This is a genomic window from Pantoea sp. S-LA4 (assembly GCF_054482835.1).
In genome coordinates this window covers 3,664,620-3,690,726 of sequence record NZ_JBTLRC010000002.1, presented here as the reverse complement: position 1 = coordinate 3,690,726, position 26,107 = coordinate 3,664,620, and the positions used below count along the sequence as shown (strand labels likewise).

General features: G+C 55.5%; 20 protein-coding genes and 1 pseudogene. 9 read left to right on the top strand and 12 right to left on the bottom strand.

Annotated elements, in window-relative coordinates; genetic code table 11:
- The first annotated feature begins 234 nt into the window (after positions 1–234).
- Positions 235–474 (top strand): cell division protein ZapB, encoded by a 240-nt coding sequence (gene zapB, locus ACX3P5_RS18205; protein WP_458969079.1) that lies wholly within the window; start codon positions 235–237, stop codon positions 472–474.
- 55 nt (positions 475–529) lie between these two features.
- On the opposite strand, the gene rraA is transcribed toward zapB, so the two are convergent.
- The 6 genes from rraA to priA form a co-directional block, all read right to left on the bottom strand.
- Positions 530–1,015 (bottom strand): ribonuclease E activity regulator RraA, encoded by a 486-nt coding sequence (rraA, locus tag ACX3P5_RS18200; RefSeq protein ID WP_009088032.1) that lies wholly within the window; start codon positions 1,013–1,015, stop codon positions 530–532.
- 156 nt (positions 1,016–1,171) lie between these two features.
- Positions 1,172–2,509 (bottom strand): HslU--HslV peptidase ATPase subunit, encoded by a 1,338-nt coding sequence (hslU, locus tag ACX3P5_RS18195; protein ID WP_233985999.1) that lies wholly within the window; start codon positions 2,507–2,509, stop codon positions 1,172–1,174.
- A 10-nt stretch (positions 2,510–2,519) separates the two neighbouring features.
- On the bottom strand, positions 2,520–3,050 hold the full coding sequence (hslV, locus tag ACX3P5_RS18190; RefSeq protein ID WP_031377651.1) for an ATP-dependent protease subunit HslV: 531 nt from the start codon (positions 3,048–3,050) through the stop codon (positions 2,520–2,522).
- 89 nt (positions 3,051–3,139) lie between these two features.
- Positions 3,140–4,102 (bottom strand): cell division protein FtsN, encoded by a 963-nt coding sequence (ftsN, locus tag ACX3P5_RS18185; RefSeq protein ID WP_458969078.1) that lies wholly within the window; start codon positions 4,100–4,102, stop codon positions 3,140–3,142.
- 153 nt (positions 4,103–4,255) lie between these two features.
- Complete coding sequence (gene cytR / locus ACX3P5_RS18180; protein WP_233986004.1) at positions 4,256–5,293, bottom strand: DNA-binding transcriptional regulator CytR; 1,038 nt, start codon at positions 5,291–5,293, stop codon at positions 4,256–4,258.
- Positions 5,294–5,455: 162 nt separating this feature from the next.
- On the bottom strand, positions 5,456–7,651 hold the full coding sequence (gene priA, locus ACX3P5_RS18175) for a primosomal protein N' (protein WP_336757259.1): 2,196 nt from the start codon (positions 7,649–7,651) through the stop codon (positions 5,456–5,458).
- Between the two features lie 225 nt (positions 7,652–7,876).
- On the opposite strand from priA, the gene rpmE reads away from it, so the two are divergent.
- On the top strand, positions 7,877–8,092 hold the full coding sequence (gene rpmE / locus ACX3P5_RS18170; protein ID WP_003851227.1) for a 50S ribosomal protein L31: 216 nt from the start codon (positions 7,877–7,879) through the stop codon (positions 8,090–8,092).
- A gap of 86 nt (positions 8,093–8,178) precedes the next feature.
- On the opposite strand, the gene ACX3P5_RS18165 is transcribed toward rpmE, so the two are convergent.
- The 4 genes and pseudogenes from ACX3P5_RS18165 to metJ form a co-directional block, all read right to left on the bottom strand.
- Positions 8,179–9,783 carry a filamentous hemagglutinin N-terminal domain-containing protein gene (locus ACX3P5_RS18165; RefSeq protein ID WP_458969077.1) on the bottom strand — a complete coding sequence of 535 codons (1,605 nt, stop codon included), beginning with the start codon at positions 9,781–9,783 and terminating at the stop codon, positions 8,179–8,181.
- A gap of 72 nt (positions 9,784–9,855) precedes the next feature.
- Positions 9,856–11,088 (bottom strand): ShlB/FhaC/HecB family hemolysin secretion/activation protein, encoded by a 1,233-nt coding sequence (locus ACX3P5_RS18160; protein WP_458969198.1) that lies wholly within the window; start codon positions 11,086–11,088, stop codon positions 9,856–9,858.
- 15 nt (positions 11,089–11,103) lie between these two features.
- Positions 11,104–11,574 (bottom strand): annotated as a pseudogene (locus tag ACX3P5_RS18155) (POTRA domain-containing protein); the annotation flags it as partial.
- 302 nt (positions 11,575–11,876) lie between these two features.
- Positions 11,877–12,194, bottom strand: coding sequence for a met regulon transcriptional regulator MetJ (metJ, locus tag ACX3P5_RS18150; protein ID WP_003851225.1), 318 nt, complete (start codon positions 12,192–12,194; stop codon positions 11,877–11,879).
- A gap of 270 nt (positions 12,195–12,464) precedes the next feature.
- On the opposite strand from metJ, the gene metB reads away from it, so the two are divergent.
- The 3 genes from metB (at position 12,465) to metF (ending at position 17,183) form a co-directional block, all read left to right on the top strand.
- Positions 12,465–13,625, top strand: a complete 1,161-nt coding sequence (gene metB, locus ACX3P5_RS18145; protein ID WP_233986020.1) for a cystathionine gamma-synthase — start codon at positions 12,465–12,467, stop codon at positions 13,623–13,625.
- 2 nt (positions 13,626–13,627) lie between these two features.
- Entirely contained in the window at positions 13,628–16,063 is a 2,436-nt protein-coding gene (locus tag ACX3P5_RS18140; RefSeq protein ID WP_233986022.1) for a bifunctional aspartate kinase/homoserine dehydrogenase II, read from the top strand.
- 220 nt (positions 16,064–16,283) lie between these two features.
- Entirely contained in the window at positions 16,284–17,183 is a 900-nt protein-coding gene (gene metF / locus ACX3P5_RS18135) for a methylenetetrahydrofolate reductase (RefSeq protein ID WP_233986219.1), read from the top strand.
- 88 nt (positions 17,184–17,271) lie between these two features.
- Here metF and ppc read toward each other — a convergent pair whose 3' ends face one another.
- Positions 17,272–19,923 (bottom strand): phosphoenolpyruvate carboxylase, encoded by a 2,652-nt coding sequence (gene ppc, locus ACX3P5_RS18130; protein WP_458969076.1) that lies wholly within the window; start codon positions 19,921–19,923, stop codon positions 17,272–17,274.
- Positions 19,924–20,278: 355 nt separating this feature from the next.
- Positions 20,279–21,427 carry an acetylornithine deacetylase gene (argE, locus tag ACX3P5_RS18125; protein ID WP_233986237.1) on the bottom strand — a complete coding sequence of 383 codons (1,149 nt, stop codon included), beginning with the start codon at positions 21,425–21,427 and terminating at the stop codon, positions 20,279–20,281.
- 167 nt (positions 21,428–21,594) lie between these two features.
- Between argE and argC the strand changes: the two genes are divergently transcribed.
- The 4 genes from argC to argH all read left to right on the top strand — a co-directional run bounded on the left by argC (position 21,595) and on the right by argH (position 26,095).
- Positions 21,595–22,599, top strand: coding sequence for an N-acetyl-gamma-glutamyl-phosphate reductase (argC, locus tag ACX3P5_RS18120; protein ID WP_458969075.1), 1,005 nt, complete (start codon positions 21,595–21,597; stop codon positions 22,597–22,599).
- A 14-nt stretch (positions 22,600–22,613) separates the two neighbouring features.
- Positions 22,614–23,390, top strand: coding sequence for an acetylglutamate kinase (gene argB, locus ACX3P5_RS18115; protein ID WP_031377641.1), 777 nt, complete (start codon positions 22,614–22,616; stop codon positions 23,388–23,390).
- A gap of 24 nt (positions 23,391–23,414) precedes the next feature.
- A complete protein-coding gene (locus tag ACX3P5_RS18110; RefSeq protein ID WP_031377640.1) occupies positions 23,415–24,632 on the top strand; it encodes an argininosuccinate synthase in 1,218 nt (405 codons plus the stop codon).
- A gap of 89 nt (positions 24,633–24,721) precedes the next feature.
- The gene (argH, locus tag ACX3P5_RS18105) at positions 24,722–26,095 is read left to right on the top strand and encodes an argininosuccinate lyase (protein WP_233986266.1); all 1,374 of its coding nucleotides are present in this window, start codon (positions 24,722–24,724) and stop codon (positions 26,093–26,095) included.
- Positions 26,096–26,107 lie beyond the last annotated feature (12 nt).

The window sequence follows — 26,107 nt, the reverse complement described above, 5'->3', positions numbered from 1 at the left end:
CGGTTTTCTTTAATCATCATTCGACCCGGATTGCGGCAGCGGACACGGGCAGCAAAAGCGCAGCCGCAATAAGCGCAGCGGAATCTTAGGGATTGGCTGAAAAGTGTTACAGACTGCGCCCGGCGCGCCCGCGTTGCTGGACTTGCGGGGTGAGGCTACATACAATCGGGACAACGTTGCTGGCTTACGCTGGCATCATCAACGCCTTGCAGGAATTTAGGAGAGGTCAGAAAGATGTCATTTGAAGTGTTTGAGAAACTGGAAGCGAAAGTACAGCAGGCGATTGATACCATCACCCTGTTGCAGATGGAAATCGAAGAGCTGAAAGAGCAGAACAACTCACTGCGTAACGATGCGCAACAATTCGCGGGCAACCACGACGCGCTGATGCGTGAAAATCAGCACCTGAAAGAAGAGCAACACGTATGGCAGGAACGTCTGCGTGCATTGCTGGGAAAAATGGAAGAGGTTTGAAGCCTCAGCTGACGTGAAAAACGGGTGCTAAGGCACCCGTTTTTCATTGCTGGCGTTATTCGAGGTCCAGCGCGTCTTCTGACAGGATGATGCCGGTGTTATCGGCATAGAGATGGTCGCCGGAAAAGAAGGTGACGCCGCCAAAATTGACGCGCACATCGCTCTCACCAATCCCTTCACCGGCTGCGCCCGCCGGAATCGCCGCGATAGCCTGAATGCCGATCTCCAGCTCTTCCAGCTCATCAACCTGACGGACCGAACCGTAGATCACCAGGCCTTCCCACTCGTTAGTGGCTGCCAGGCGCGCCAGCTGGGCATCGACCAGTGCGCGACGGACCGAGCCGCCGCCATCAATCACCAGCACCCGACCACGGCCGTTTTCTTCCAGCAGGTCGTAAAGTAAGCCGTTGTCTTCAAAGCATTTCACTGTGGTAATCTGACCACCGAATGAAGTGCGCCCACCAAAATTTGAAAAAAGCGGTTCAACAACGTTCACTTCTTCATGGTAGATGTCGCAGAGTTCAGATGTATCGTATTTCATAAGGGTTTCGTCTGTTTGCCACAGGAGCGGTAAGTATATCGCTTTATGCTGATTGTTGGCAAAATCATCAGTGGAAAAAAGCAGCGTTGCATCAAGAGCATGCATAAAAAAGCCCAACCGGATGGCTGGGCTTTAGAAAAATGCTGATCGGCTCGATTACAGGATGAAGCGGCTCAGGTCTTCATCCGCCACCAGTTCATCCAGATGCTTACCGACATACTCAGCATCAATGGTGACCGATTCGCCGTGGCGATCGCTGGCGTCATAGGAGATATCCTCCATCAGACGCTCCAGCACCGTATGCAGACGACGCGCACCGATGTTTTCGGTGGTTTCGTTGACCTGCCAGGCCGCTTCAGCGATACGACGGATACCGTCATCGGTGAAGTCGATATTCACGCCTTCGGTGTTCATCAGCGCTTTATACTGCACGGTGACCGACGCGTTCGGTTCAGTCAGGATGCGCTCGAAATCATTTACCGTCAGTGCCTGCAGTTCGACACGGATTGGCAGACGACCCTGCAGTTCCGGGATCAGATCGGATGGGCTGGCCACCTGGAAAGCGCCTGAAGCGATAAACAGGATGTGGTCAGTTTTCACCATGCCGTGTTTGGTCGAAACCGTACAGCCTTCAACCAGCGGCAGCAGGTCGCGCTGAACCCCTTCGCGTGAGACATCCGGGCCGCCGGCGTTCTGGCCGCCGCGCTTACAGATTTTGTCGATCTCATCGATAAACACGATTCCGTGCTGCTCGACCGCCTCAATCGCTTCCTGCTTCAGCTCTTCCGGGTTCACCAGTTTGGCCGCTTCTTCTTCCACCAGCAGCTTCATCGCTTCTTTGATCTTCAGCTTGCGTGGTTTCTGTTTCTGACCGCCGAGGTTCTGGAACATCGACTGCAGCTGGCTGGTCATCTCTTCCATGCCTGGAGGGGCCATGATCTCAACGCCCGGACCGCTGGCGGCCAGGTCGATCTCAATCTCTTTATCATCCAGCTGGCCTTCACGCAGCTTTTTGCGGAAAGACTGGCGGGCGGCTGACGGCTCAGGTGCCTGCTCTGGCTGGCCCCAGTTATTTTTTGCCGGTGGGATCAGCACATCAAGAATGCGCTCTTCCGCCATCTCTTCAGCACGGTATTTGTTCTTTTCAATCGCCTGACTGCGCACCATTTTGATCGCGGAGTCGGTCAGATCGCGGATGATTGAGTCCACTTCTTTACCGACATAGCCCACTTCGGTGAACTTCGTCGCTTCAACTTTGATAAACGGCGCGTTGGCCAGTTTAGCCAGTCGACGAGCGATCTCGGTTTTACCGACACCGGTCGGGCCGATCATCAGGATGTTTTTAGGTGTCACTTCATGGCGCAGCTCTTCGTCAAGCTGCATGCGGCGCCAGCGGTTGCGCAGCGCAATAGCCACGGCGCGCTTAGCGCTGTCCTGGCCGATGATAAAACGGTTCAGCTCGCTGACGATTTCGCGTGGAGTCATCTCAGACATGTTTTAATCCTTACGCCTTGGACGGTAATTCTTCGAAATTAACGTTATGGTTAGTGTAGATGCAGATATCACCCGCGATGTTCAGCGATTTCTCGACGATGTCGCGTGCACCCATTTCGGTATTTTCCAGCAGCGCACGGGCTGCTGCCTGGGCGAAAGGACCACCGGAACCGATGGCGATCAGATCATTTTCAGGCTGGATGACATCACCGTTGCCGCTGATGATCAGCGACGCTGACTCATCGGCGACCGCCAGTAATGCTTCAAGGCGGCGCAGCATGCGGTCAGTACGCCAGTCTTTGGCCAGCTCAACCGCCGCTTTCACCAGGTGACCCTGATGCATTTCCAGTTTACGTTCGAAGAGTTCGAATAGGGTGAAGGCATCTGCAGTGCCGCCAGCGAAGCCAGCGATCACTTTATCGTTGTATAAACGACGCACTTTTTTAACGTTGCCTTTCATTACGGTATTGCCCAGCGTAGCCTGGCCATCACCGCCAATCACTACCTGGCCGTTGCGTCGTACACTTACTATTGTTGTCACGGGCAGACCCCTTGTTGCATTCGGAAAAAGGCTCCGCGCACCGGGCGCGGAGGATCATGCAAACAGATATGGGGCGGGTTTGACGGGTTTCAACCCCCGACGGCGAGCGGAATACAGCTGGAGTGGCCGGAACTGCGCAGGCGTTTCAGGGTGCTGTCAGCGGTGGCGCGATCTTTATAGGGACCAATCACCACGCGATTCCAGCCACCGCCGGTAGTAATCCGGCTTTCAAAACCTTCAAAGGCTAAGCCGGCACGGACTGATTCGGCCTGGTCTGTGCCTTTAAAGGAGCCACACTGCACCATCCAGCGCTGAGAAGAGGCTTTCTCTGCCGGTTTGGCTTTCGCCGTTTCCTGCGGTTTCGGTGGTGATACCGGTTCACGCGTAATCGGTGCAGGCTGCGCCTGGCGTTGTACGTTTTGCTGCTGCTGCTGCTGCTGACGTTGTTGTTGCTGCAACTGCTGTTGCTGACGTTGCTGCTGCTGTTGTAACTGCAACTGACGTTGCTGCGCCTGCAGCTGCTGGCGTTGTTGCTGCTGCTGGTCCTGCTGCTGCTGACGTTGCAGCTGTTGCAACTGCTGCTGGTGCTGTAGCGTCTGCTGACGCTGAGCCGGCGTCTGTTCGTTCCACGGCACTTCGTTCAGTTGCGTGGGCTGCTGACGCATGTCGGCCTGCATCTGCTCTAACAACTGGCGCTGCTCGTCCGTCAGCTGAGTCTGAGACTTCACTTCACCGCCCGAAGAGGGTTCGATAGGCGTCGGCACCGTAACCTGACGATTTTCCAGCTCTTTGATGTACTTCCAGCGCTCTTCCGGCTTAGGCGGTAAGCCATTACCGTTGGCTTTATGATCCGTAATGACCGGCACGTCCTCTTTTTTGTGATGCGCCAGGAACCATAAACCACCGGCAAAGGTCACCAACACCGCAACCGCCAGTACAATCATCAATTTTGATGTTCCCGAACCGCCTTTACTCTTCTTGCCACGGCTGGGGCTTTTTTTGCGACGCGTCCCTGTTGAACGCCCGCGGCCTACATAATCTTTTTGTGCCACTCTCGTTCTGATACCCTTCAAAAAATAGTGCCAAATGGGCGAATCGATCGTTTTCACGCGCCCGGCAAGGAGTCCGCCATGTTACTCAAGGGTCGGAACTTTGACCAGCGGTGTTCGCCTTAAGAATCTACTGAAAAAAGCACAGGATTACGCTTATTTTTCACGCTTTTTTGCTGGCGCGGTGCTGCCACGAATCGTCAGCCCGGCATCCAGCAGCCGTGATCCACTGCTGACGCGTTTACCCTGCAACTCATCCAGCAGCAGCAGCATCGCTTCACGACCAATCTGATAGCGCGGCTGTGTTACCGTGGTCAGCGGCGGCTCGCAGTAACGCGACAGCTCAATATCATCAAACCCGACTACCGACAGGTCTTCCGGTATCCGCAGTCCGCTGCGCCTGGCCTGATTCATCGCGCCGAGCGCCATAATATCGCTGTGGCAGAACAGGGCTCGCGGCGGCTGTGGCAATGACAGCAGCTGCTTCATCGCCGCCACGCCCGCGTCAAAGGTAAAATCGCCGCGCACAATATAGGTAGGATCGACCGTCAGGCTGCTGCGGCGCAACGCCTGAACATACCCCTGCAGACGATACTGACAGAGCGGCATCTCTTCTGGCCCGGCGATACAGGCAATTTGCCGGTGCCCCAGCTGAAGCAGATGATTGACCGCTTCAAACGCGGCGGTCAGGTTATCAATGTGAACAGTGGGCAGCGACATTTCCGGGGCAAACTCATTCGCCATCACCATTGGCGGCAAATTACGCTGCTCATCGACGCTGGCATCAAAGGGCAGCTGTGAACCAAGCAGCACCATGCCATCAATCTGTCGCGTGACCATCAGATTGAGAAAGGTTCTTTCCTGTTGATTCTGGTGCGCGCAGTCGCCAATCAGCACCAGATAGCCCTCTTCGGCCGCCGTAACTTCGACGCCGCGAATGATTTCGCTGAAGAAGGGATCGCAGATGTCGGGAACAATCACCAGAATGGTCTGGGTATCGTTACGGCGGGCATTACGCGTCAGCCCGTGCGGCGCATATCCCACTGCCGCTACCGCCTGCTCAACCTTTTGACGGGTTGCGGCTGAAACTTTCTCCGGGTTCATCAGCGCACGCGAAACGGTGGCGGTTGAGACGCCCGCTTTTTCCGCAACGTCTTTCATAGTGGCGGCGGGCGGTTGTTGATTCTGCTCCAACACATGCTCCTGACGCGTTATGGCGCGTTCGATTCTGTTTTGCCTGTCCAAAAAGCAAGCCGGGCAACATTGTTAACGATTGCCCGGCTGGTTGTTACTTAATTTGCATAAAAATTGTGACTTATGCGACTTTTTTCGATCTGGCTCGCAGAGTCATCCGCTTCAGCTCTCGGTGGGATCGATATCCAGCGTCCATTTTACTTTGCGCGCGGCGGGCAGGGTCGAAACCAGCGGCAGGGAACTGCTGAGTAACTGTTGCAGACGCTGACGCGAAGGATGCTGGAGCAGTAACTGCCAGCGCCAGCGGCCACTGCGTTTGGGTTGCAAAGCGGGCAGCGGGCCCATAAACCACATCGAGCTGTCATTCAGCGGGCTCGACTCCAGCAGATTTCGCAGCTGCTGCAGAAATTCTGCAGCCTGCTGATTATCCATATCTTCCGCCCGGAACAGGGCATGGCGACTCCACGGCGGCAGGAACACCGCCTGGCGCTCCAGCAGCGCCTGCTGGGCGAAGGCAAAATAGCCTTTATGCAGCAGAGTCTGCAGCAGCGGATGTTCCGGATGATGGGTCTGCAACAGCACTTCGCCCTGTTTACCGGCACGACCGGCGCGACCGGCAACCTGGGTGTAGAGCTGGGCAAACCGCTCAGCAGCGCGAAAATCAGCCGAGAATAGCGCGCCATCGACATCCAGCAGCGAGACCAGCGTGACATCAGGGAAATGGTGACCTTTCGCCAGCATCTGGGTACCGACCAGGATGCGGGCGCCACCGCGATGGACATCGGCCAGATGCTGCTCCAGCGCGCCTTTGCGGCTGGTGGTATCGCGATCGATGCGTGACACCGGAATGCCGGGAAACAGCGTCCCGAGTTGCTGCTCCAGCTGCTCGGTGCCGACGCCAACCGGTAATAAATGTGTCGAGCCGCACTGCGGACACTGATTCGGCAGCGGACGCTGGCTGTCGCAATGGTGGCAGCGTAGCTGGCGATGGTGTTGGTGCAGCGTGTAGTAGCGATCGCAACGCGTACATTCGGCAATCCAGCCGCAATCGTGACACAACAGCGCCGGCGAAAAGCCGCGCCGGTTGAGAAACAGCAGCACCTGATTGTCAGCCTGTAAATGCTGACGCATTTTGCCGATCAGCGCCGGTGCCAGCCCGCCCGTCAGCTGCACGCCTTTCAGGTCGATCAGCTGTTGTAGCGCCGGTCTGGCATTCCCGGCCCGTTTCGTCAGGTCGAGCTGGCGATATTTACCGCTGCGAACATTGTGCAGCGTCTCCAGTGCCGGGGTTGCCGACCCCATCACTATCGGGATGTTCTCTTCATGGGCGCGAAACACCGCCAGATCGCGCGCCTGATAGCGCCAGCCTTCCTGCTGTTTATAGGAGCTGTCGTGCTCTTCATCAATAATGATCACCCCAGGACGGGCCAGCGGGGTAAACAATGCCGAGCGGGTGCCGATCACGATGGCGGTTTCGCCCCGTCGCGCGCGCAGCCAGACCGCCAGCCGCTCACTGTCATTTAAGGCGGAGTGGAGTACATCGATTGGCGCATCAAAGCGCTCACGGAAACGGGCGATGGTTTGCGGGGTTAAGCCAATCTCCGGCACCAGCACCAGCGCCTGCCTGCCGCGCGCCAGCACATTTTCCAGCACGCTGAGATAAACTTCTGTTTTACCGGAACCGGTGATACCTGCCAGCAGCCAGGCGGCGTACTGTTCATCTTCGGCCCGAATTGCGCCCACCGCCATCGCCTGATCGGTATTCAGCCGCAGGCGCTCGCCTTTGACCGCGAAGGTGGTGCGCCAGTCATGCATCTGTGGCTGATGCTCATGCAGATCGCATAAGCCTTTTGCCCGTAGCGCCTGCATCGCCGCATCTGTCAGATCATGTTCACTCACCTGATGACGGTAGAGCGGTCGCTGACGCAGCGCGGCCAGCGCCTGTTGCTGTTTTGGGGCGCGCTTCAGCGTTTCAGGCGCGGTGGCGCGACCCTGTTCGGTGATGACCCATTGCCATAACGGATTGTCCTGCGCCGGTTTACCCTGACGCAGCAACACCGGGATCGCATGGCTCAGCACTTCCCCGAGCGGTGAATGGTAGTAGCTGGCGGCCCAGTTGAGGATGCGCCACAACGACGCCGGATAGAGCGTCTCACTGTCCAGCACCTCCGCCACGCGCTTTAGCTGCGCTTCCGGCAGATCGCTACTGTCGCGCAGTGCAACCACGATGCCGATCATCCTGCGGTTGCCGAACGGCACGCTCACGCGACCGCCAATCACCGGCTGCGCGCCCAGCGGCGGCAGATAGTCAAACAGGCGGGGCAACGGGACGGGCAGGGCAACCTGAACAACGGGCATAGCGATCTCTTTCCGGCTCAATCAATCGGGGAAGCTAGTGTACACGCTGACCCCGGTGGCGGGTATCTCAGCATAAATTTGCAGCAGGCGAAAGTTAGCTGTATAATGTTGCGCCTTCGGTGAGAAAGATCTTGCCGGAGTACACCCTTTACTGTTCACCGCGTGTGGTGCTGTGCAGGTTCTGACCTGGCACGGAGAGCGACACGGCCTTATATGAGGTTTCCCATGAAACAAGGTATTCACCCGAAATACGAAGCAGTTACTATCAAATGTACCTGCGGCAACGAGATTCACACCCGTTCAACACTGACTCACGAACTGAACCTGGACGTTTGTGGCAAATGCCACCCGTTCTATACCGGTAAGCAGCGTGAAGTGGCAACTGGTGGCCGTGTTGACCGCTTTAACAAGCGTTTCAGCGTGCCAGGCGCTAAAAAATAAGATTAAAAGGCACCTGAACCTGCGGGTTCGGCGGCAAGAAAAAACCCAGCTTCGGCTGGGTTTTTTTATTTCTGTCTTACCACCGGCTACAGGCTGGAGGCCGGTTCTGAAGAAGTAGCAGGCTTATTCAGCTCAAGTGTCTGCGTGGAATAGTGACCATCCAGATCGCTGAGACTCGCGATTTTGGGTGCGGTGATGGTGATCTTATCCGCCTCCATGGTGCCTTTGGTGCACAATACCCACAATATGCAGGACGAATTGCTGATTTTCTCATCCGTTGTCAGCGCCAGCGTGCCCGCTTTTAAGGTGCCGGTATTCAGGATGTCGTTTTTACCATAGACGCTTAACGTTCCGGTGGTCTGCATGAGGCCGCTATTCTGCACTTCATTAGCCACAATCGAGGTGTTCTGGCCGGTCAGGGTCGCAGCATTCGAAACTTTTGACGCTGAAAGATAAGCTGTGCCTGGTGTGGTGACCTCTCCACCCGATGACAGATTAATCTCTTTAACCGCATTCAGACTGATATTACCTGCCTGAAGCGAGCCAGAGTTGAGCAGACGGGTGTTAGCGATGGCGGTCATCGTTCCGTCAACTGAACCATAGCCGGTCTGCATCACCAGAGTTTTTCCGGCACTGATTTTACCGGTATTCTCAATATCACCGGCGATAGAAACGACGTTGATATTACCTGCTGCCGTAATTTGCGCGTTTTCACTGTTGGAAAATTTTCCTGCACTGACGACATTAATATAATCAGTGGCCTCAATGGTACCGCTGTTATTAAATGTGCCGGACGACTGCAGCGCTGTCTGAGCTGAAGAAAGATGCCCTTTATTGGTGATCCCGTTGATGGCTGACGCACTGATGACGCCACTTTGCAGGGTACCGCTGTTAGTCAGCGCGCCATTAGAGGCGATATAAAGGCCGCTGGCGTTGAGGATGCCACTGTTGTTGACTCCCGCTCCCGCCTCAGTGGTCTGCAATTGAATAATACCTGCCGTTGCACCACCCAGTTCGCTCACATCTATACTGTTACTGAACAGCCGTGTGTTGCCATTCGCAGTCACCTGAGCAGAGGCGATATCGTAATCATAGGTTCCCGCAATCGCGTTCAACTGGCTGGTTTCAATCATGCCCTGAATATTAATCTTTTTCGCCAGCAGGTCGGTGTAATCGGCCCCTTTCAGACCTTTACCGTTAACAGCTATCGTGCCTTTAGCGACTTTGAAGCCGGTTAATGTACCATCGCTGAAGGTTGGGGTCCCCGTTGTTAACGTCGCGCGTCCGGTATTGATAAAGCTACAGCCAGAACAGCTAATTCCGTTCGGGTTGGCAATGATCACATCCGCTTTCTGACCAGCAACTTCAATAAATCCGTTGAGTGCAGATGGGCTTTTGGAAATGACTTCATTAAGAATGAGACTGGCAGAGCGATCCAGATTGCTATTACGCGCAATATTGCCGCTTTCACGCACCAAATCTGTGGTGCTGTTGTTAATGATGGTTCCCTTATTTGTCACATTGAAATTTTGGTACATATTATGCGACAGACCATTGGCATCCGCTTGATTGATATTAATGACAGTCGATCCGTTGGCATGAGTGTAACTATTCAATGCAGCAAAAGCGGACGAACTGCAAAGCGTGGCTAATGTGGCCAGAAATAACAGGCTGATTTTATGCTTTTTCATGTTTACCCTTTAATGAATTAATGTTTTTAAATGTTTGTAATCTGCGATGAAATTAAGATCATCCTCCTTTTTTTAATATTTCCATTGTAATGAGAAACCCAGCGTAAGTGGGTCAGTATGAAATGACTGTGGTTTTTTAAGTGGTGTGCCAGCAAAAATATCAATGTACGTTTGCTGGTATTGGCCCCGTAAGCCGATCACGCTGCCGATGACGGTTTTACCGGTGTAATATTGCTGGCTGTAATGACCATAAACCTGGCCTGCATCAAGGCCGATATAAGGTTGCACCGGCTTGCCGGGGAATAGCCAGCTGATGTCGTTACGCCAGTACCATCCCTTATTGTCCTGAAGGGTGTTTTCGCCATCGAAACCGCGCACGGTCCAGCGATTTGCCAGCGAAAAGCGATCAAGAGAAGAAAGTTTATCGGGCGAATATTGCAGGCTGAGATGAGGAGAATAGTTGAGCCAGTTGTCGTACAGGCGAAAGTTAACTGAGCCTTCCAGATCGAAGGTGACAATCCTGCCTTCTTTATCGATGAGCCGGTATTGCTGCTCAGCCGTGTGGCTGCTATTAAACCATGGCATCATCTTTTGATAACTCAGGCTGGCGGCCAGACCGGCATTATCGTAGCGGATCTGATGTTGCAGCACCGCTTTCCAGCCCGCATTTCTTTTATGCATGCTGACGAGATCGACCTCATTGAGAGAATAGCGCGCTTCGGTATTAAAGATTTGCAGGCCCGCCGTGGTGGTCTGATGCACGGTGCGTGAGAGCAAACGATTAAGCTGAGCGCTGTAATAACGATTTTTATTATTTAATCGCCAGCTGGCCCAGTTACCGGTGATGTATTGCTGATACTGACTCTGGCTGGCGTAAAGATCGAGCCACCAGTAACCCCACGGGATGGAATAACCCACAGACTGATTACTGTTGCCTTTAACCGTATGCCCTGGGGCAATGTCATGGCCATATGACAGGTAGAAAGTATCACTCATCGAGGTGATGTTATTGAAATAGAGCGCACCGCCTGCCTGGTAACGGCCGGTTGCGACCGAGCCTGCATCATTGATCCACGCTCCCACCTGCCAGTATTTATCCTGTTCGCGCCGGATATGAATATCACTCTCGCCTTTTTCACGACCCGGCAACACATTGATCCTGACCTGCGAACCCGGTACGCGCTGCAGATTCAGGCTGCCCTGTTCAAGATCGCCAAGTTCGAGTATATCGCCCTCTTTTAGCGGTAACGTATTACCGAGGTTGATATAATCGCCGCTTGCTTTATTGACGACGATATTGCCCACCTTACCCGCATTAATTTCAAAATTTAATGTATGAGCTGAAAGGTTCTGATCGGGTAGGTTAACTCGCGTGGTAATATATCCCAGCCTGATTATTTCGTTTTGCAGAGTTTTTGCCAGCAGTCTGATGCCCGCAATGCCGAGACATTTTCCTTCGGCCTGAGCAGTAAAATAGCTTAATTTTTCAAGGTGAAGTTTTTCGCTATCCGGCTTTAAATTAACTTTATCGATCCTGTAGCAGATCGCTTCATTCGGGAAGCGAATTTCCTCATGCCCGGCAGTCTGTTTTTCAGAGGGTGTTTGCTGCGGTTTAGGAATTAACTGCTCTTTGCGTATCCGATCCTGTAAAAGTGCATGAGTTGCACTGTTTTTTTCTTCCAGTACCGGCGCAGCTTGTGTCCGGTCAGAAAAAATGAAGATTATAATGGTAAATATAATAATAACGGGCGAAAGGTTTTTATGTTTTTTTGTCAGATAAATTGATGCCATCGTATTCCTGTAAAATATTCGCTTTTTTTGGAAAATTTTACGGAGTCAGGTAATTATGAACAATAGTAATTCCTCCATTACCGGATTGAATGCGATCCCATATTGGAACAAAAATATTGCGATAATGTAAAACTTTGATGGCTATTATTTTCTCTGCGACATTCAGACAGGAAAAATCAAAATGAGAGGGAAGGTGACGATTAAGGAGGAGTCAGCGGCGTGATAGGCCAGATGAGCAGCATCCCGGTGCGGGCTCTGCTCATCTGAAACACAGCGACGTTAAGCGAAACAGGCCTGGCGGATTAATACTCCCAGGTATCAGGATCGATACCCATGTCGCGCATGATCTTTTTCGCTTCTTCCGGAATCTCATCGCTGCGCTCTTTACGCAAATCGACATCATCTGGCAGTGGCTGACCGGTAAAAGCATGCAAAAACGCTTCGCACAGCAGCTCACTGTTCGTCGCGTGACGCAGGTTATTCACCTGACGACGAGTACGCTCATCCGTTAAAATCTTCAGCACGCTCAAGGGGATAGAAACCGTAATCTTCTTGACCTGCTCGCTCTTCTTACCGTGCTCGGCGTACGGGCTGATATATTCGCCGTTCCATTCAGCCATGGGATACCTTAATTAATAAACGTTAAATGTGAGGAAATCAGCGGATTATGCCTGATTTTTTCCTGCCTGACCCCTGATATGGCGGGTTTTCTTCGCTCACAGCGGCTTAACGACCGGGTGAGCGCCAGGCGATGACGCATAATTTTAGCGGTTATTGCCTTTCTGCTCAATCTATACGCAAAGACATTTAGATGTCCAGATGTATTGACGTCTAATTAAGGGGTGATATCCTGTGCCTCAACATTTCACATTTCAGGAACAATAAGTCCCATGACGCGCAAACAGGCAACCATCGCAGTACGCAGCGGTTTGAATGATGACGAGCAATATGGCTGTGTTGTCCCACCGATTCACCTCTCCAGCACCTATAACTTTCTCGATTTCAACGAGCCCCGCGCCCATGACTATTCGCGCCGTGGGAATCCGACCCGCGACGTGGTGCAGCGGACGCTGGCTGAACTGGAAGGCGGTGCCGGTGCGGTATTAACCAATACCGGGATGTCGGCTATTCACCTGGTGACGACGGTGTTCCTGAAGCCTGGCGACCTGCTGGTGGCGCCACACGATTGTTATGGCGGCAGCTACCGGCTGTTTGACAGCCTGAGCAAGCGCGGCGCTTATCGGGTGAAATTTGTCGATCAGGGCGATCTGAATGCGCTGCAGGCCGCGCTGGATGAGAAACCGAAGCTGGTGCTGATCGAAAGCCCCAGCAATCCGCTGTTACGGGTGGTTGATATCAGCGCGATTTGTGCGGCGGCTCGCGATGCCGGTGCCATTAGCGTGGTGGATAACACCTTTATGAGTCCGGCGTTACAGAATCCACTGGCGCTGGGAGCCGATCTGGTGATTCACTCCTGCACCAAATACCTCAATGGTCACTCCGATGTGGTGGCCGGCGCGGTGATCGCCAAAGATCCTCAGCTGGCGACCGATCTGGCGTGGTGGGCCAACAATATTGGCGTCACCGGTTCGGCCTTTGACAGTTATCTGCTGCTGCGCGGCATCCGTACCTTAGCGCCACGCATGGCCGCGGCGCAACGCAACGCATTAGCGATTGTTGATTACCTGAAGCAACAGAAACAGGTCAAAAAGTTGTATCATCCTTCGCTGCCGGAAAACGCCGGACACGAACATGCAGCGCGACAGCAACGCGGCTTTGGCGCGATGCTGAGCTTCGAAGTCGATGGTGACGAAGCCCTGCTGCGCCGCTTCCTGAAAGCGTTGCGGCTATTTACGCTGGCGGAATCGCTGGGCGGCGTGGAGAGTCTGATCTCCCACACCGCGACCATGACGCATGCGGGAATGTCGGCAGAAGCGCGTGCTGCAGCGGGCATCTCCGACACGCTGTTGCGTGTTTCTGTCGGCATCGAAGATCACGAAGATTTAATTGCCGATCTGGATAATGCATTCCGGATCGCAGCCGAGGGTTAAGCATGACGATTTCAGCAGGTGCGGGCACGCCGGATATCAGGCAGTTGCATAAATTTGGCGGCAGTAGCCTGGCGGATGCGCGCTGCTATCAGCGCGTGGCCAGCATCATGGCGGATTACAGCCAGCCGGGTGACATGATGGTGGTGTCGGCGGCGGGCTCGACCACCAACCAGCTGATTAACTGGCTGAAGCTCAGCCAGAGCGATCGGCTCTCCGCGCACCAGGTGCAACAGGCTTTACGGCGTTATCAAAGCGAGCTGATTAGCGCGCTGCTGCCTGCTGAGGTCGCAGAACCTTTAGTGACCGCTTTTATCCGCGATCTGGAAAAGCTGGCCGCCCTGCTGGATGGCACGCTGACTGACGCGGTCTATGCGGAAGTGGTAGGGCACGGTGAAGTCTGGTCGGCCCGTCTGATGTCAGCGGTGCTGAACCAGCGCGATATGCAGGCCTGCTGGCTCGATGCACGCGACTTTCTGCGGGCTGAACGCGCCGCGCAACCGCAGGTGGATGAAGGCAAGTCATGGCCGCTGTTGCAAACCCTGCTGGCGCAGCATCCTCACAAGCGCATCGTGGTGACCGGCTTTATCAGCCGGAACGATGCCGGTGAAACGGTGCTGCTCGGACGTAACGGTTCCGACTATTCTGCAACGCAGATTGGCGCGCTGGCCGGTGTTGGCCGCGTCACCATCTGGAGTGATGTGGCGGGCGTCTACAGTGCCGATCCGCGTAAAGTTTCGGATGCCTGTTTGCTGCCGCTGTTAAGGCTGGATGAAGCCAGTGAACTGGCGCGTCTGGCTGCGCCGGTGCTGCACACCCGCACTCTGCAGCCGGTTTCAGGCAGCGACATCGATCTGCAACTGCGCTGTAGCTACCAGCCGGAACAGGGATCGACCCGTATTGAGCGGGTGCTGGCGTCTGGTACCGGCGCCCGTATTGTGACCAGTCACGATGACGTGTGCCTGATTGAGATCCAGCTGCCGGAGCAGCACGATTTTGCCATTCTGCATAAAGAGATCGATCTGCTACTGAAGCGCGCCCAGCTGCGCCCGCTGGCCGTTGGCGTCCATCCCGATCGTCAGTTATTGCAGCTCTGCTACACCTCAGAAGTGGTTAACAGCGCCTTTACGCTGCTGCAGGATGCCGGTTTTCCGGGCCATCTGCAGCTCCGCGACGGGCTGGCGCTGGTGGCGCTGGTGGGCGCGGGCGTCACCCGTAACCCGCTGCATACCCATCGTTTCTGGCAGCAGTTAAAAGATCAGCCGGTGGAGTTTATCTGGCAGTCAGAGCAGCACATCAGCGTAGTGGCGGTGCTGCGCGTCGGTCCGACTCAGCATCTGATTCAGGGATTGCATCAGTCGCTGTTCCGGGCTGAAAAGCGCATCGGGCTGATGCTGTTTGGTAAAGGCAACATCGGTTCACGCTGGCTGGAACTGTTCGCGCGCGATCAGGAAACGCTGTCGGCGCGTACCGGATTTGAATTTGTGCTGGCCGGTGTGGCGGATAGCTGCCGCAGCCTGCTGAGCTATGAGGGACTGGACGCCAGTCGGGCGCTGGCCTTTTTTGATGACGAAGCCGTTGAGCGTGATGAAGAGTCGCTGTTCCTGTGGATGCGGGCGCACCCGTTTGACGACCTGGTGGTGCTGGACGTAACCGCCAGCACGCCGCTGGCGCAGCAGTATCTCGATTTCGCCAGCCACGGTTTTCACGTCATCAGCGCCAATAAGGTAGCTGGTGCCTCTGACAGCCAGACGTGGCGGCAAATTCGTGATGCCTTTACCAAAACCGGTCGCCACTGGTTATACAACGCGACGGTCGGCGCGGGTCTGCCGATTAACTACACGGTGCGCGATCTGCGTGACAGTGGTGATACCATCCTGTCGATTAGCGGTATCTTCTCCGGCACGCTGTCGTGGCTGTTCCTGCAGTTTGACGGCACCGTGCCGTTCACTGAGCTGGTGGATCAGGCGTGGCAGCAGGGCTTAACCGAGCCCGATCCGCGTGTCGATCTCTCCGGACAGGACGTGATGCGCAAGCTGGTGATTCTGGCACGCGAAGCGGGTTATGACATCGAACCGGATCAGGTGCGCGTTGAATCGCTGGTGCCGGATAACTGTCAGCAGGGCTCTATCGACCATTTCTTTGAAAACGGGGAAGAGCTGAATGAACAGATGCTGCAACGGCTGGAAGCCGCGCAGGAATTAGGGCTGGTGCTGCGCTACGTTGCCCGCTTTGATGGCAACGGTAAAGCCCGTGTCGGTGTTGAAGCCGTCCGCCCGGAGCATCCGCTCTCTGCGTTGCTGCCGTGCGATAACGTGTTTGCCATTGAAAGCCGCTGGTACCGTGATAATCCGCTGGTGATTCGTGGCCCGGGCGCGGGACGCGATGTGACCGCGGGCGCCATTCAGTCAGATATCAATCGCCTGGCACAACTGCTGTAATCCTTTCTTTCTCTCTTCTTTCAGGCGCTTCGGCGCCTGTTTGATTCTCTCTCTGTGCTCATCGTGAATTTCCCTCATCCTGAATGAATATTTATCCGCGCCGTTGATCATTTTTTAGTTGACGCTGACGCAGGATTGCGTCATTTTGAACATCTGGACGTCTAAACGTATGGATGTTTGCAGGCCGTTAGTTAACCGATGTGATCGATGAGGGTGCAGGATGAGTTTCTTTCATGCCAATCAGCGCGAAGCGCTAAACCAGAGCCTGGCAGAGCTGAACGGGCAAATTAATGTCTCATTTGAATTTTTCCCGCCTCGCACCAGCGAAATGGAAGAGACGCTGTGGTCCTCAATCGATCGCCTGAGCAGCCTGAAACCCAAATTTGTTTCTGTCACCTACGGTGCAAATTCCGGCGAGCGCGATCGCACCCACAGCATTATCAAAGGGATTAAAGATCGCACCGGTCTGGAAGCGGCGCCGCATCTGACCTGTGTCGATGCCACACGCGAAGAGCTGCGCAGCATCGCGCAGGATTACTGGAATAACGGTATTCGTCATATCGTGGCGCTGCGCGGTGACCTGCCTCCGGGCGGCGGTAAACCCGATATGTATGGCTGCGATCTGGTTTCGCTGCTGAAAGAGGTCGGTGATTTTGATATTTCGGTGGCGGCTTATCCGGAAGTCCATCCCGAAGCCAAAAGCGCGCAGGCGGATTTAATCAACCTGAAGCGGAAGATCGATGCCGGTGCCAGCCGGGCAATCACCCAGTTCTTTTTCGACGTCGAAAGCTATTTACGCTTCCGCGATCGCTGCGTTTCAACCGGCATCGACGTGGAAATTGTGCCGGGCATTTTGCCGGTCTCGAACTTTAAACAGCTGCAACGCTTTGCCACGCTGACTAACGTACGCGTACCGGGCTGGATGAATGCGATGTTTGCCGGTCTGGATGATGATGCCGAGACGCGCAAAATGGTGGGTGCCAATATCGCGATGGATATGGTGAAGATTCTGTCGCGCGAAGGAGTGAAAGATTTCCATTTCTATACCCTGAACCGCGCCGAAATGAGTTATGCCATCTGCCATACGCTGGGTGTGCGTCCCGCCGTCGCGGCAGCGTAATGACGCCCTTTCAGCCAGTAAAAAAGTCGGGATAATCCCGACTTTTTTTATTATCAGTACCGGGCGCGGATGTCACGCCCGTATCGGCTTAACCAGTGTTGCGCATACCTGCCGCCACACCGGCGATGGTGACCATTAATGCCTGCTCAACGCGTGCGTCCGGTTCATCTCCGCGGGCTTCCTGCGCACGTGAACGGTGCAGCAGTTCCGCCTGCAGCACGTTAAGGGGGTCGGTATAGACGTTACGCAGTGCAATCGACTCGGCAATCCACGGCTCATCGGCCATCAGGTGAGAGTCGTTGGCAATGGTTAACACCGCTTTGATATCCGCATCCAGCTGATCGCGCAGCTGTTTGCCCAGCGGCCAGAGGGATTTCTCTACCAGACGCTGATCGTAATATTCCGCCAGCCATAGATCAGCTTTCGAGAACACCATCTCCAGCATACCAAGACGGGTTGAGAAGAATGGCCAGTCGCGGCACATCGCTTCCAGCTGATCCTGATGGCCCGCTACCATCGCCTGTTGCAGCGCGGCACCGGCACCCAGCCAGGCGGGCAGCATCAGACGGTTTTGCGTCCAGGCGAAAATCCACGGAATCGCACGCAGCGACTCTACGCCACCGGTCGGACGGCGTTTGGCCGGACGTGAGCCCAGCGGCAGTTTACCCAGTTCCTGCTCCGGCGTTGCCGAACGGAAGTAGGGCACAAAATCCGCATTCTCACGCACATAGCCGCGATACATCGTACAGGAGTCGGCGGAGAGCTGATCCATAATGTCGCGCCATTCACGTTTCGGTTCCGGCGGCGGCATCAGGTTTGCTTCAAGAATCGCGCCGGTGTAGAGCGACAGGCTGGCGATAGTGACTTCCGGTAAGCCATATTTGAAGCGGATCATCTCGCCCTGTTCAGTGACGCGCAGACCGCCACGCAGGCTGCCCGGCGGCTGTGACAGCAGAGCCGCATGGGCCGGTGCGCCGCCACGGCCAATGGTGCCGCCGCGTCCGTGGAACAGCGTCAGCGAAATCCCGGCTTTTTCACAGGTTTTGATCAGCGCATCCTGCGCCTGATATTGCGCCCAGCTGGCCGCCATTACGCCGGCATCTTTCGCAGAGTCAGAATAGCCAATCATCACCATCTGTTTGCCCTGAATAAAGCCGCGATACCAGTCAATGCTCAGCAGCTGGCTCATCACATCATTGGCATTGTTCAGGTCATCGAGCGTTTCAAACAAGGGCGCTACCGGCATGGCGTAGGTGATGCCCGCCTCTTTCAGCAGCAGATGAACCGCCAGTACGTCAGACGGCGTTTTCGCCATCGAGATAACGTACGCTGCGATAGAGCCCTGCGGTGCTTCAGCCGCAACGCGGCAGGTTTCCAGCACTTCGCGCGTCTCATCGCTGGGTTCCCAGCTGCGTGGCAGCAGCGGACGTTTTGAGTTCAGTTCGCGGATCAGGAAGGCCTGTTTGTCAGCTTCCGACCAGCTTTCATAATCGCCAAGGCCAAGATAGCGGGTCACTTCCGCAATCGCTTCGGTATGACGGGTGCTCTCCTGGCGCAGGTCGATACGCACCAGCGGTACGCCAAAGCACTTCACGCGGCGCAGCGTATCAAGCAGCTGGCCGTTGGCGATGATGCTCATACCGCACTGTTGCAGCGACTGATAAATGGCATACAGCGGGTCCCACAACTGGTCGTTCGAGACCAGCAGGTCCGCCGGACGTGGCAGACGTTCGCCTTTCAGCCGACGCTCAAGGAACGCCTGGGTAGTCAGCAGCTGGCTGCGCAGACGTTTCAGGATCACCCGATAAGGTTCGAGCGCTTCCGGATCGCCGCTCAGTTCGCGCACTTCATCGCTGCACTCGGACATCGACAGCTCGGAAATCAGCACGCCAATATCGCGCAGGAACAGATCGGCGGCTTTCCAGCGGCTCAGCTGCATCGCGTGGCGGGTAATCGCCGCCGTGACGTTGGGGTTGCCATCGCGATCGCCGCCCATCCAGGAGGTGAACTGCACCGGCACGAAATCAACCGGTAATTTCATCCCGAACGCCTCTTCCACCTGCTCGTTCAGCTCGCGCAGAAAGGCGGGTACGCCTTCCCATAAGCTGTTCTCGACCACCGCAAAGCCCCATTTGGCTTCATCGATCGGCGTCGGGCGATATTTGCGGATCTCGTCGGTGTGCCAGGCCTGCGCCACCAGCTGGCGCAGACGGCGCATAATCTGGTTACGCTCGTAGTCGGAAATGTCGCTGTGATCGAGCTGTTTCAGACAGCTGTTCACTTCTACCAGTTTGTGAATCAGCGTGCGGCGGGTGATTTCGGTCGGGTGCGCGGTCAGCACCAGCTCCAGCGACAGCGACTCAATCGCCTCGCGGATAGCGCTTTCGCTGATGTCACTCTGCTGCTTCAGGGTCTCAAAGGTCTTTTTCAGCAGTTCGGGATGATTGGCGCCTTCACCGCTGTGCGAAATGGTCTGGTACTGCTCAGCCACGTTGGTGAGGTTAAGGAACTGGCTAAACGCGCGGGCTACCGGCAATAACTCATCATTGGAGAGGTTTTGCAGCGTATTAAGCAGTTCCTTACGATGAGTGTCATTACCTGCACGGGATGACTTGGAGAGCTTACGGATGGTTTCCACCCGGTCGAGAATGTTCTCACCCAGCGCATCCTTAATCGTATCCCCGAGCAGTTTGCCGAGCATACTGACATTACTTCGCATTGCGGAATATTGTTCGTTCATTGGACCCTGACACCCTTATCGTCTTGAAAAACTTCTACACCCGACCCTTTTCAGGCAGCAGAAAAAGCAGCAACTTTATCTTCCCGGTCATCTACGGGGAATGTGCTCAGTTGCCGCCTGTCTGCAATCTGAAAATATCTGGATAGTCACCCGGTGGGCATAACATCGTCTTTTATCTAGCCACGTAATGCTGCGTACGTCAAATGAGTTAAAGTGGGGCGAACGTGTGGCTAACTGTCCGAAATTCATGGAATTTATCAGGAGCGGAGCGGGATAAGTTATTCTTATTGTTAAATGCCGCAGAATGACAGGGCATTTTACCGTTATCGCAGTGAAATGCCCCATTTATTGTTAATCAGTGACAAAAATGCTGCACAACCTGACTGATAAGCGCCCGTGTCGGCTTAATAAATGCGGTATCAATAAATTCGTCTGGCTGATGCGCCTGATTAATGGAGCCTGGCCCCAGTACCAGCGTCGGGCAGAGCTGCTGAATAAACGGTGCTTCGGTGCAGTAGTTCACCACTTCGGTTGGCGTGCCCAGCAGTTTTTCCACCACGCTGACCAGTTCATGGTTCGCCGGACATTCATAACCCGGAATAGGCGGATGCAGCTCGGCGACCGTTACACGACCAGGCCAGCGCGCGCTGACCGGCGCCAGTGCCTCGTTCAGCAGCCCATCCAGATCGCTGAGTGATAAGCCCGGCAAAGGTCGGATATCCATATGCAGTTCACAGCAGGCGCAGATACGGTTAGCCGCATCGCCGCCGTGGATATGCCCGAAGTTCATGGTGGGATAGGGAATCGCGAAGCCGTCGTGGTGGTAACGCTCCTGCAGCGTATGGCGCAGCTGCATCAGATGGGTGATCGATTCATGCATCAGTTCAATGGCGTTAACGCCGCGCGCCGGATCGCTGGAGTGGCCCGACTTGCCTTCAATGCGGATCACGTTCGACAGGTGCCCTTTGTGCGCCCGAACCGGCTTTAGGGAGGTCGGCTCGCCAATGATGGCGCAGTCCGGACGCAGCTGGGTCGATTCAGAAAAATATTTCGCGCCGGCCATGGTGGTCTCTTCATCGGCGGTGGCAAGGATATAGAGCGGTTTGCTCAGCGTCGTCACATCCACATCGCGCAGCGTGTCGAGAATAAAGGCGAAGAAGCCTTTCATGTCTGCTGTGCCCAGCCCGTAGAGCTTGTTGTCGTGTTCGGTCAGGGTGAATGGATCGCGGGTCCAGCGACCATCGTCGAACGGAACGGTATCCGTATGACCGGCTAACAGCAGGCCGCCTGCGCCGCTGCCGGTTCGGGCCAGCATATTAAATTTATTGCGGGTACCGGGAACCGGCTGCACTTCAACGCTGAAGCCGAGGTCACGAAACCAGCCAGCCAGCAAATTGATTAAAGTTTCATTACTCTGGTCCAGTGCGGCATCGGTTGCGCTGATCGACGGTGTGGCGATCAACTGGCGGTAGAGTTCGATAAAAGGCGGTAATTTTGTCTTCACTGTTGACGGTCCTTGAGTTAGGATGTATCAATATTCATGCATTAATAGTGAATAAAAATACATTAACGTCGTCTGCATGTGAACCAGAAATCGCTGCAAACGGCATTGTGGGCAACGGGGCAAGGCCGCGACCCGGAACGTGTGACTGTAAAAAGGGTTACAGCCTGATGTTGAATACGCTGATCGTGGGTGCCAGTGGTTACGCTGGCGTAGAGCTCGCCACCTTCCTGAATCGCCATCCAGATATCAACATAACCGCTTTAGCGGTTTCGGCGCAAAGTCCTGATGCGGGTAAGCGCTTGTCCGATCTGCATCCTCAGCTGAAAGGCGTGGTGGATCTGCCGCTGCAGCCGCTGAGCCATGCGTCGGAATGGGCAGATAAAGTGGATGTGGTATTCCTGGCTACGGCCCATGAAGTCAGCCACGATCTGGCTCCGGAATTTCTCAAGGCCGGTTGTGTGGTCTTTGACCTGTCCGGCGCCTTCCGCGTCAATGATCCTGCGTTTTATACCCGCTTCTACGGCTTCACCCATCAGCATGGCGACTGGCTGGATAAAGCGGTGTATGGCCTGGCGGAATATCAGCATCAGCAGATCAAACAGGCGCAGCTGGTGGCGGTACCGGGTTGTTACCCGACCGCGGCTCAGCTGGCACTGAAACCGCTGGTGGATGCCGGGCTGCTAAACGAGGCACAGTGGCCGGTGATCAACGCCACCAGCGGCGTGAGTGGCGCAGGGCGTAAAGCCAGCGTCGGCACCAGCTTCTGCGAAGTCAGCCTGCAGCCTTACGGCTTGTTCAATCATCGTCATCACCCGGAAATCGTCGCCCATCTCGGCACGCCGGTAATTTTCACGCCTCATCTGGGCAACTTCTCGCGCGGCATTCTGGCGACCATTACCTGCCGGTTAAATCCGGGCGTGAGCCGCGAGGATGTGGCGGCAGTATTCCAGCGCGCCTACCACGATAAGCCTCTGGTCCGGCTCTACGAGCAGGGTGTGCCGGCACTGAAAGCGGTGGTCGGTCTGCCATATTGCGATATCGGTTTTGAGCTACAGGGCGAGCACCTGATCGTGGTGGCAGCCGAAGATAACCTGCTGAAAGGCGCCGCATCGCAGGCCGTACAGTGTCTGAATATTCGCTTCGGCTTTCCGGAAACCACGTCACTGACTTAACGGACGAGTAAACCATGACCAATCCATTGATTATCAAGCTGGGCGGTGTGCTGTTAGACAGCGAAGAAGCGCTGGCCCGTCTGTTTGATGCGCTGCTGACCTACCGCAGCGCCCATCAGCGCCCGCTGATTATTGTCCACGGTGGCGGTTGCCTGGTGGATGAACTGATGAAAAAGCTGGCGTTGCCGGTGAAGAAAAAGAATGGCCTGCGCGTCACACCGGCCGATCAGATCGACATTATTACCGGTGCGCTGGCGGGAACCGCCAATAAAACGCTGCTGGCGTGGGCGAAAAAAACCGGCATCAACGCGGTGGGGCTCTGTCTGGGCGATGCCGGCATGGTCAACGTTACCCCGTTTGATGAAGAACTGGGCCACGTAGGTCACGCCATGCCGGGTAATCCGGCGCTGATGAACACGCTGCTGGCGGCGGGCTATATGCCGGTGGTCAGTTCTATCGGTATCACCGATGATGGCGAACTGATGAACGTCAACGCTGACCAGGCGGCGACGGCGCTGGCCTCCACTCTTGGCGCGGATTTAGTCCTGCTCTCCGACGTCAGCGGTATCCTCGACGGCAAAGGCCAGCGTATCGAAGAGATGACCGCCGACAAAGCGGAACAACTGATTACCCAGGGCATCATTACCGACGGCATGATTGTGAAGGTTCACGCTGCGCTCGATGCGGCGCGTACGCTGGGCCGACCGGTGGATATCGCCAGCTGGCGTCATGCCGAGCGGCTGCCTGACCTGTTTAACGGCGTGCCGATTGGCACCCGGATTCTCGCTTAACGACTCTGATTCAAGGATTACGAAATGCAAACGCAAGGCATCAAAAAAATCGTTCTGGCTTACTCCGGTGGTCTTGATACGTCGGCCATCATTCCGTGGCTGAAAGAGAACTACGGCGGCTGTGAGGTGGTGGCGTTTGTGGCCGATATCGGTCAGGAGCGCAGCGATCTGGAAGGCGTAGAGAAGAAAGCGCTGCAGTCTGGTGCTTCTGAGTGCCACGTGGTTGATCTGCGTGAAGAGTTCATCAGCGATTACGTTTATCCGGTCCTGCAGACCGGCGCATTATACGAAGGCACCTACCTGCTGGGCACCTCAATGGCGCGTCCTATCATCGCCAAAGCGCAGGTTGAACTGGCGCTGAAAGTGGGCGCGGATGCACTGTGTCATGGCGCAACCGGTAAAGGTAACGACCAGGTGCGTTTCGAAACCACCTATACCGCGCTGGCTCCGCAGCTGAAAGTGGTCGCGCCGTGGCGTGAATGGAACCTGCGTTCGCGTGAAGCGCTGCTGGACTACCTGAAAGAGCGCAACATCCCGACCACCGCGTCGCTGGAAAAAATCTACAGCCGTGATGAAAACGCCTGGCACATCTCCACCGAAGGCGGCGTGCTGGAAAGTCCGGCCAATGCTCCGAATAAAGATTGCTGGGTCTGGACCGTCGATCCTTTAGAGGCGCCGGATCAGCCAGAAGAAGTGACGGTGACCGTTGAGAAAGGTCGGGTCGTGGCCGTGAACGGCGAAAAACTGAGCCCGTTCCAGTGTCTGGAAAAACTCAATGTAATCGGCGCGAAGCATGGTGTGGGTCGGATCGATATCGTCGAAAACCGTCTGGTCGGCATCAAATCCCGTGGCTGTTATGAAACCCCAGGCGGCACCATCATGGTTAACGCGCTGCGTGCGGTTGAGCAGCTGGTACTGGATCGCGATAGCTTTAAATGGCGTGAACAGCTGGGTCAGGAGATGTCTTACGTGGTCTACGACGGTCGCTGGTTCGCACCGCTGCGTAAGTCAATTCAGGCGGCGGCAGAATCACTGGCCGAAGAGGTGAATGGCGAAGTGGTCCTGCAGCTCTACAAGGGTCAGGCAACGGCGACGCAGAAGCGTTCACCTAACAGCCTCTACTCTGAAGAGTTCGCGACCTTTGGCGAAGACGAAGTCTACGACCACCGTCACGCTGGCGGCTTTATCCGTCTGTTCTCACTCTCTTCGCGCATCCGCGCCCTGAACGAGCAGAAGAAGTAATCTTCAGGCGAGGTGCGCCTCGCCTCACCGTTTGAGCTCAGGGGCGGCATTTATGCCGCCCTTTGTTTAATGATTTAAAGGAGTTTCCCATGGCACTTTGGGGTGGACGGTTTACCCAGGCAGCAGATCAACGTTTCAAACAGTTCAACGATTCGCTGCGCTTCGATTACCGCCTGGCGGAGCAGGACATCATTGGCTCGGTCGCCTGGTCCAAAGCGCTGGTGACGGTCAATGTCCTGACACAGGATGAACAGCAGCAGCTGGAAGCGGCACTGAATGACTTGCTGGCCTCGGTGCGCGCCAATCCTGAGCAGATTTTGCAGAGCGACGCCGAAGATATCCATAGCTGGGTTGAAGGTCAGCTGATCGACAAAGTGGGATCGCTGGGAAAAAAACTGCATACCGGACGTAGCCGTAACGATCAGGTCGCCACCGATCTGAAGCTGTGGTGCAAAATGCAGGTCGAGGCGCTGCTGGGCGCCACGCGTGAGCTACAGCAGGCGCTGGTAGTGACCGCTGAAGCTAACCAGGATGCGGTGATGCCGGGCTACACGCACTTGCAGCGGGCGCAGCCGGTGACATTTGCGCACTGGTGCCTGGCCTATGTGGAAATGCTGGCGCGGGATGAAAGTCGCCTGCAGGATACCCTGAAACGGCTGGACGTCAGCCCGCTGGGCTGTGGCGCGCTGGCCGGTACGGCGTATGAAATTGATCGTCAGCAACTGGCGGGCTGGCTGGGCTTTGCTTCCGCCACGCGCAACAGTCTGGATACCGTATCAGACCGCGACCATGTGCTGGAACTGCTCTCTGACGCTGCGATCGGCATGGTCCATCTGTCGCGCTTCGCCGAAGATATGATCTTCTTCAACACCGGTGAAGCGGGCTTTATCGAACTGTCCGATAAGGTGACCTCCGGTTCATCGCTGATGCCACAGAAGAAAAATCCGGATGCGCTGGAGCTGATCCGCGGCAAGTGCGGCCGGGTACAGGGCGCACTGACCGGCATGATGATGACGTTGAAAGGCCTGCCGCTGGCTTACAACAAGGATATGCAGGAAGACAAAGAGGGATTATTCGACGCGCTCGATACCTGGCTCGACTGCCTGCATATGTCGGTGCTGGTGCTGGATGGCCTGCAGGTGAAGCGTCCGCGTTGTCAGGAAGCCGCCGAGCAGGGTTACGCCAACTCTACTGAACTGGCAGATTATCTGGTCGCTAAAGGGGTGCCGTTCCGTGAAGCGCATCACATTGTCGGCGAAGTGGTGGTCGAGGCCATCAGGCAGGGCGTGGCACTGGAAGCCCTGTCGCTGGCGCAGTTACAGCCGTTCAGCGCGGTGATTGAAGAGGATGTCTATCCGATTCTGGCGCTGCAATCCTGCCTGGATAAGCGTAATGCGCAGGGCGGCGTATCGCCTCAGCAGGTTGCATTTGCTATTGCGGAAGCGAAGCAGCGTCTGTTCTAAAAAAAGGGCTGG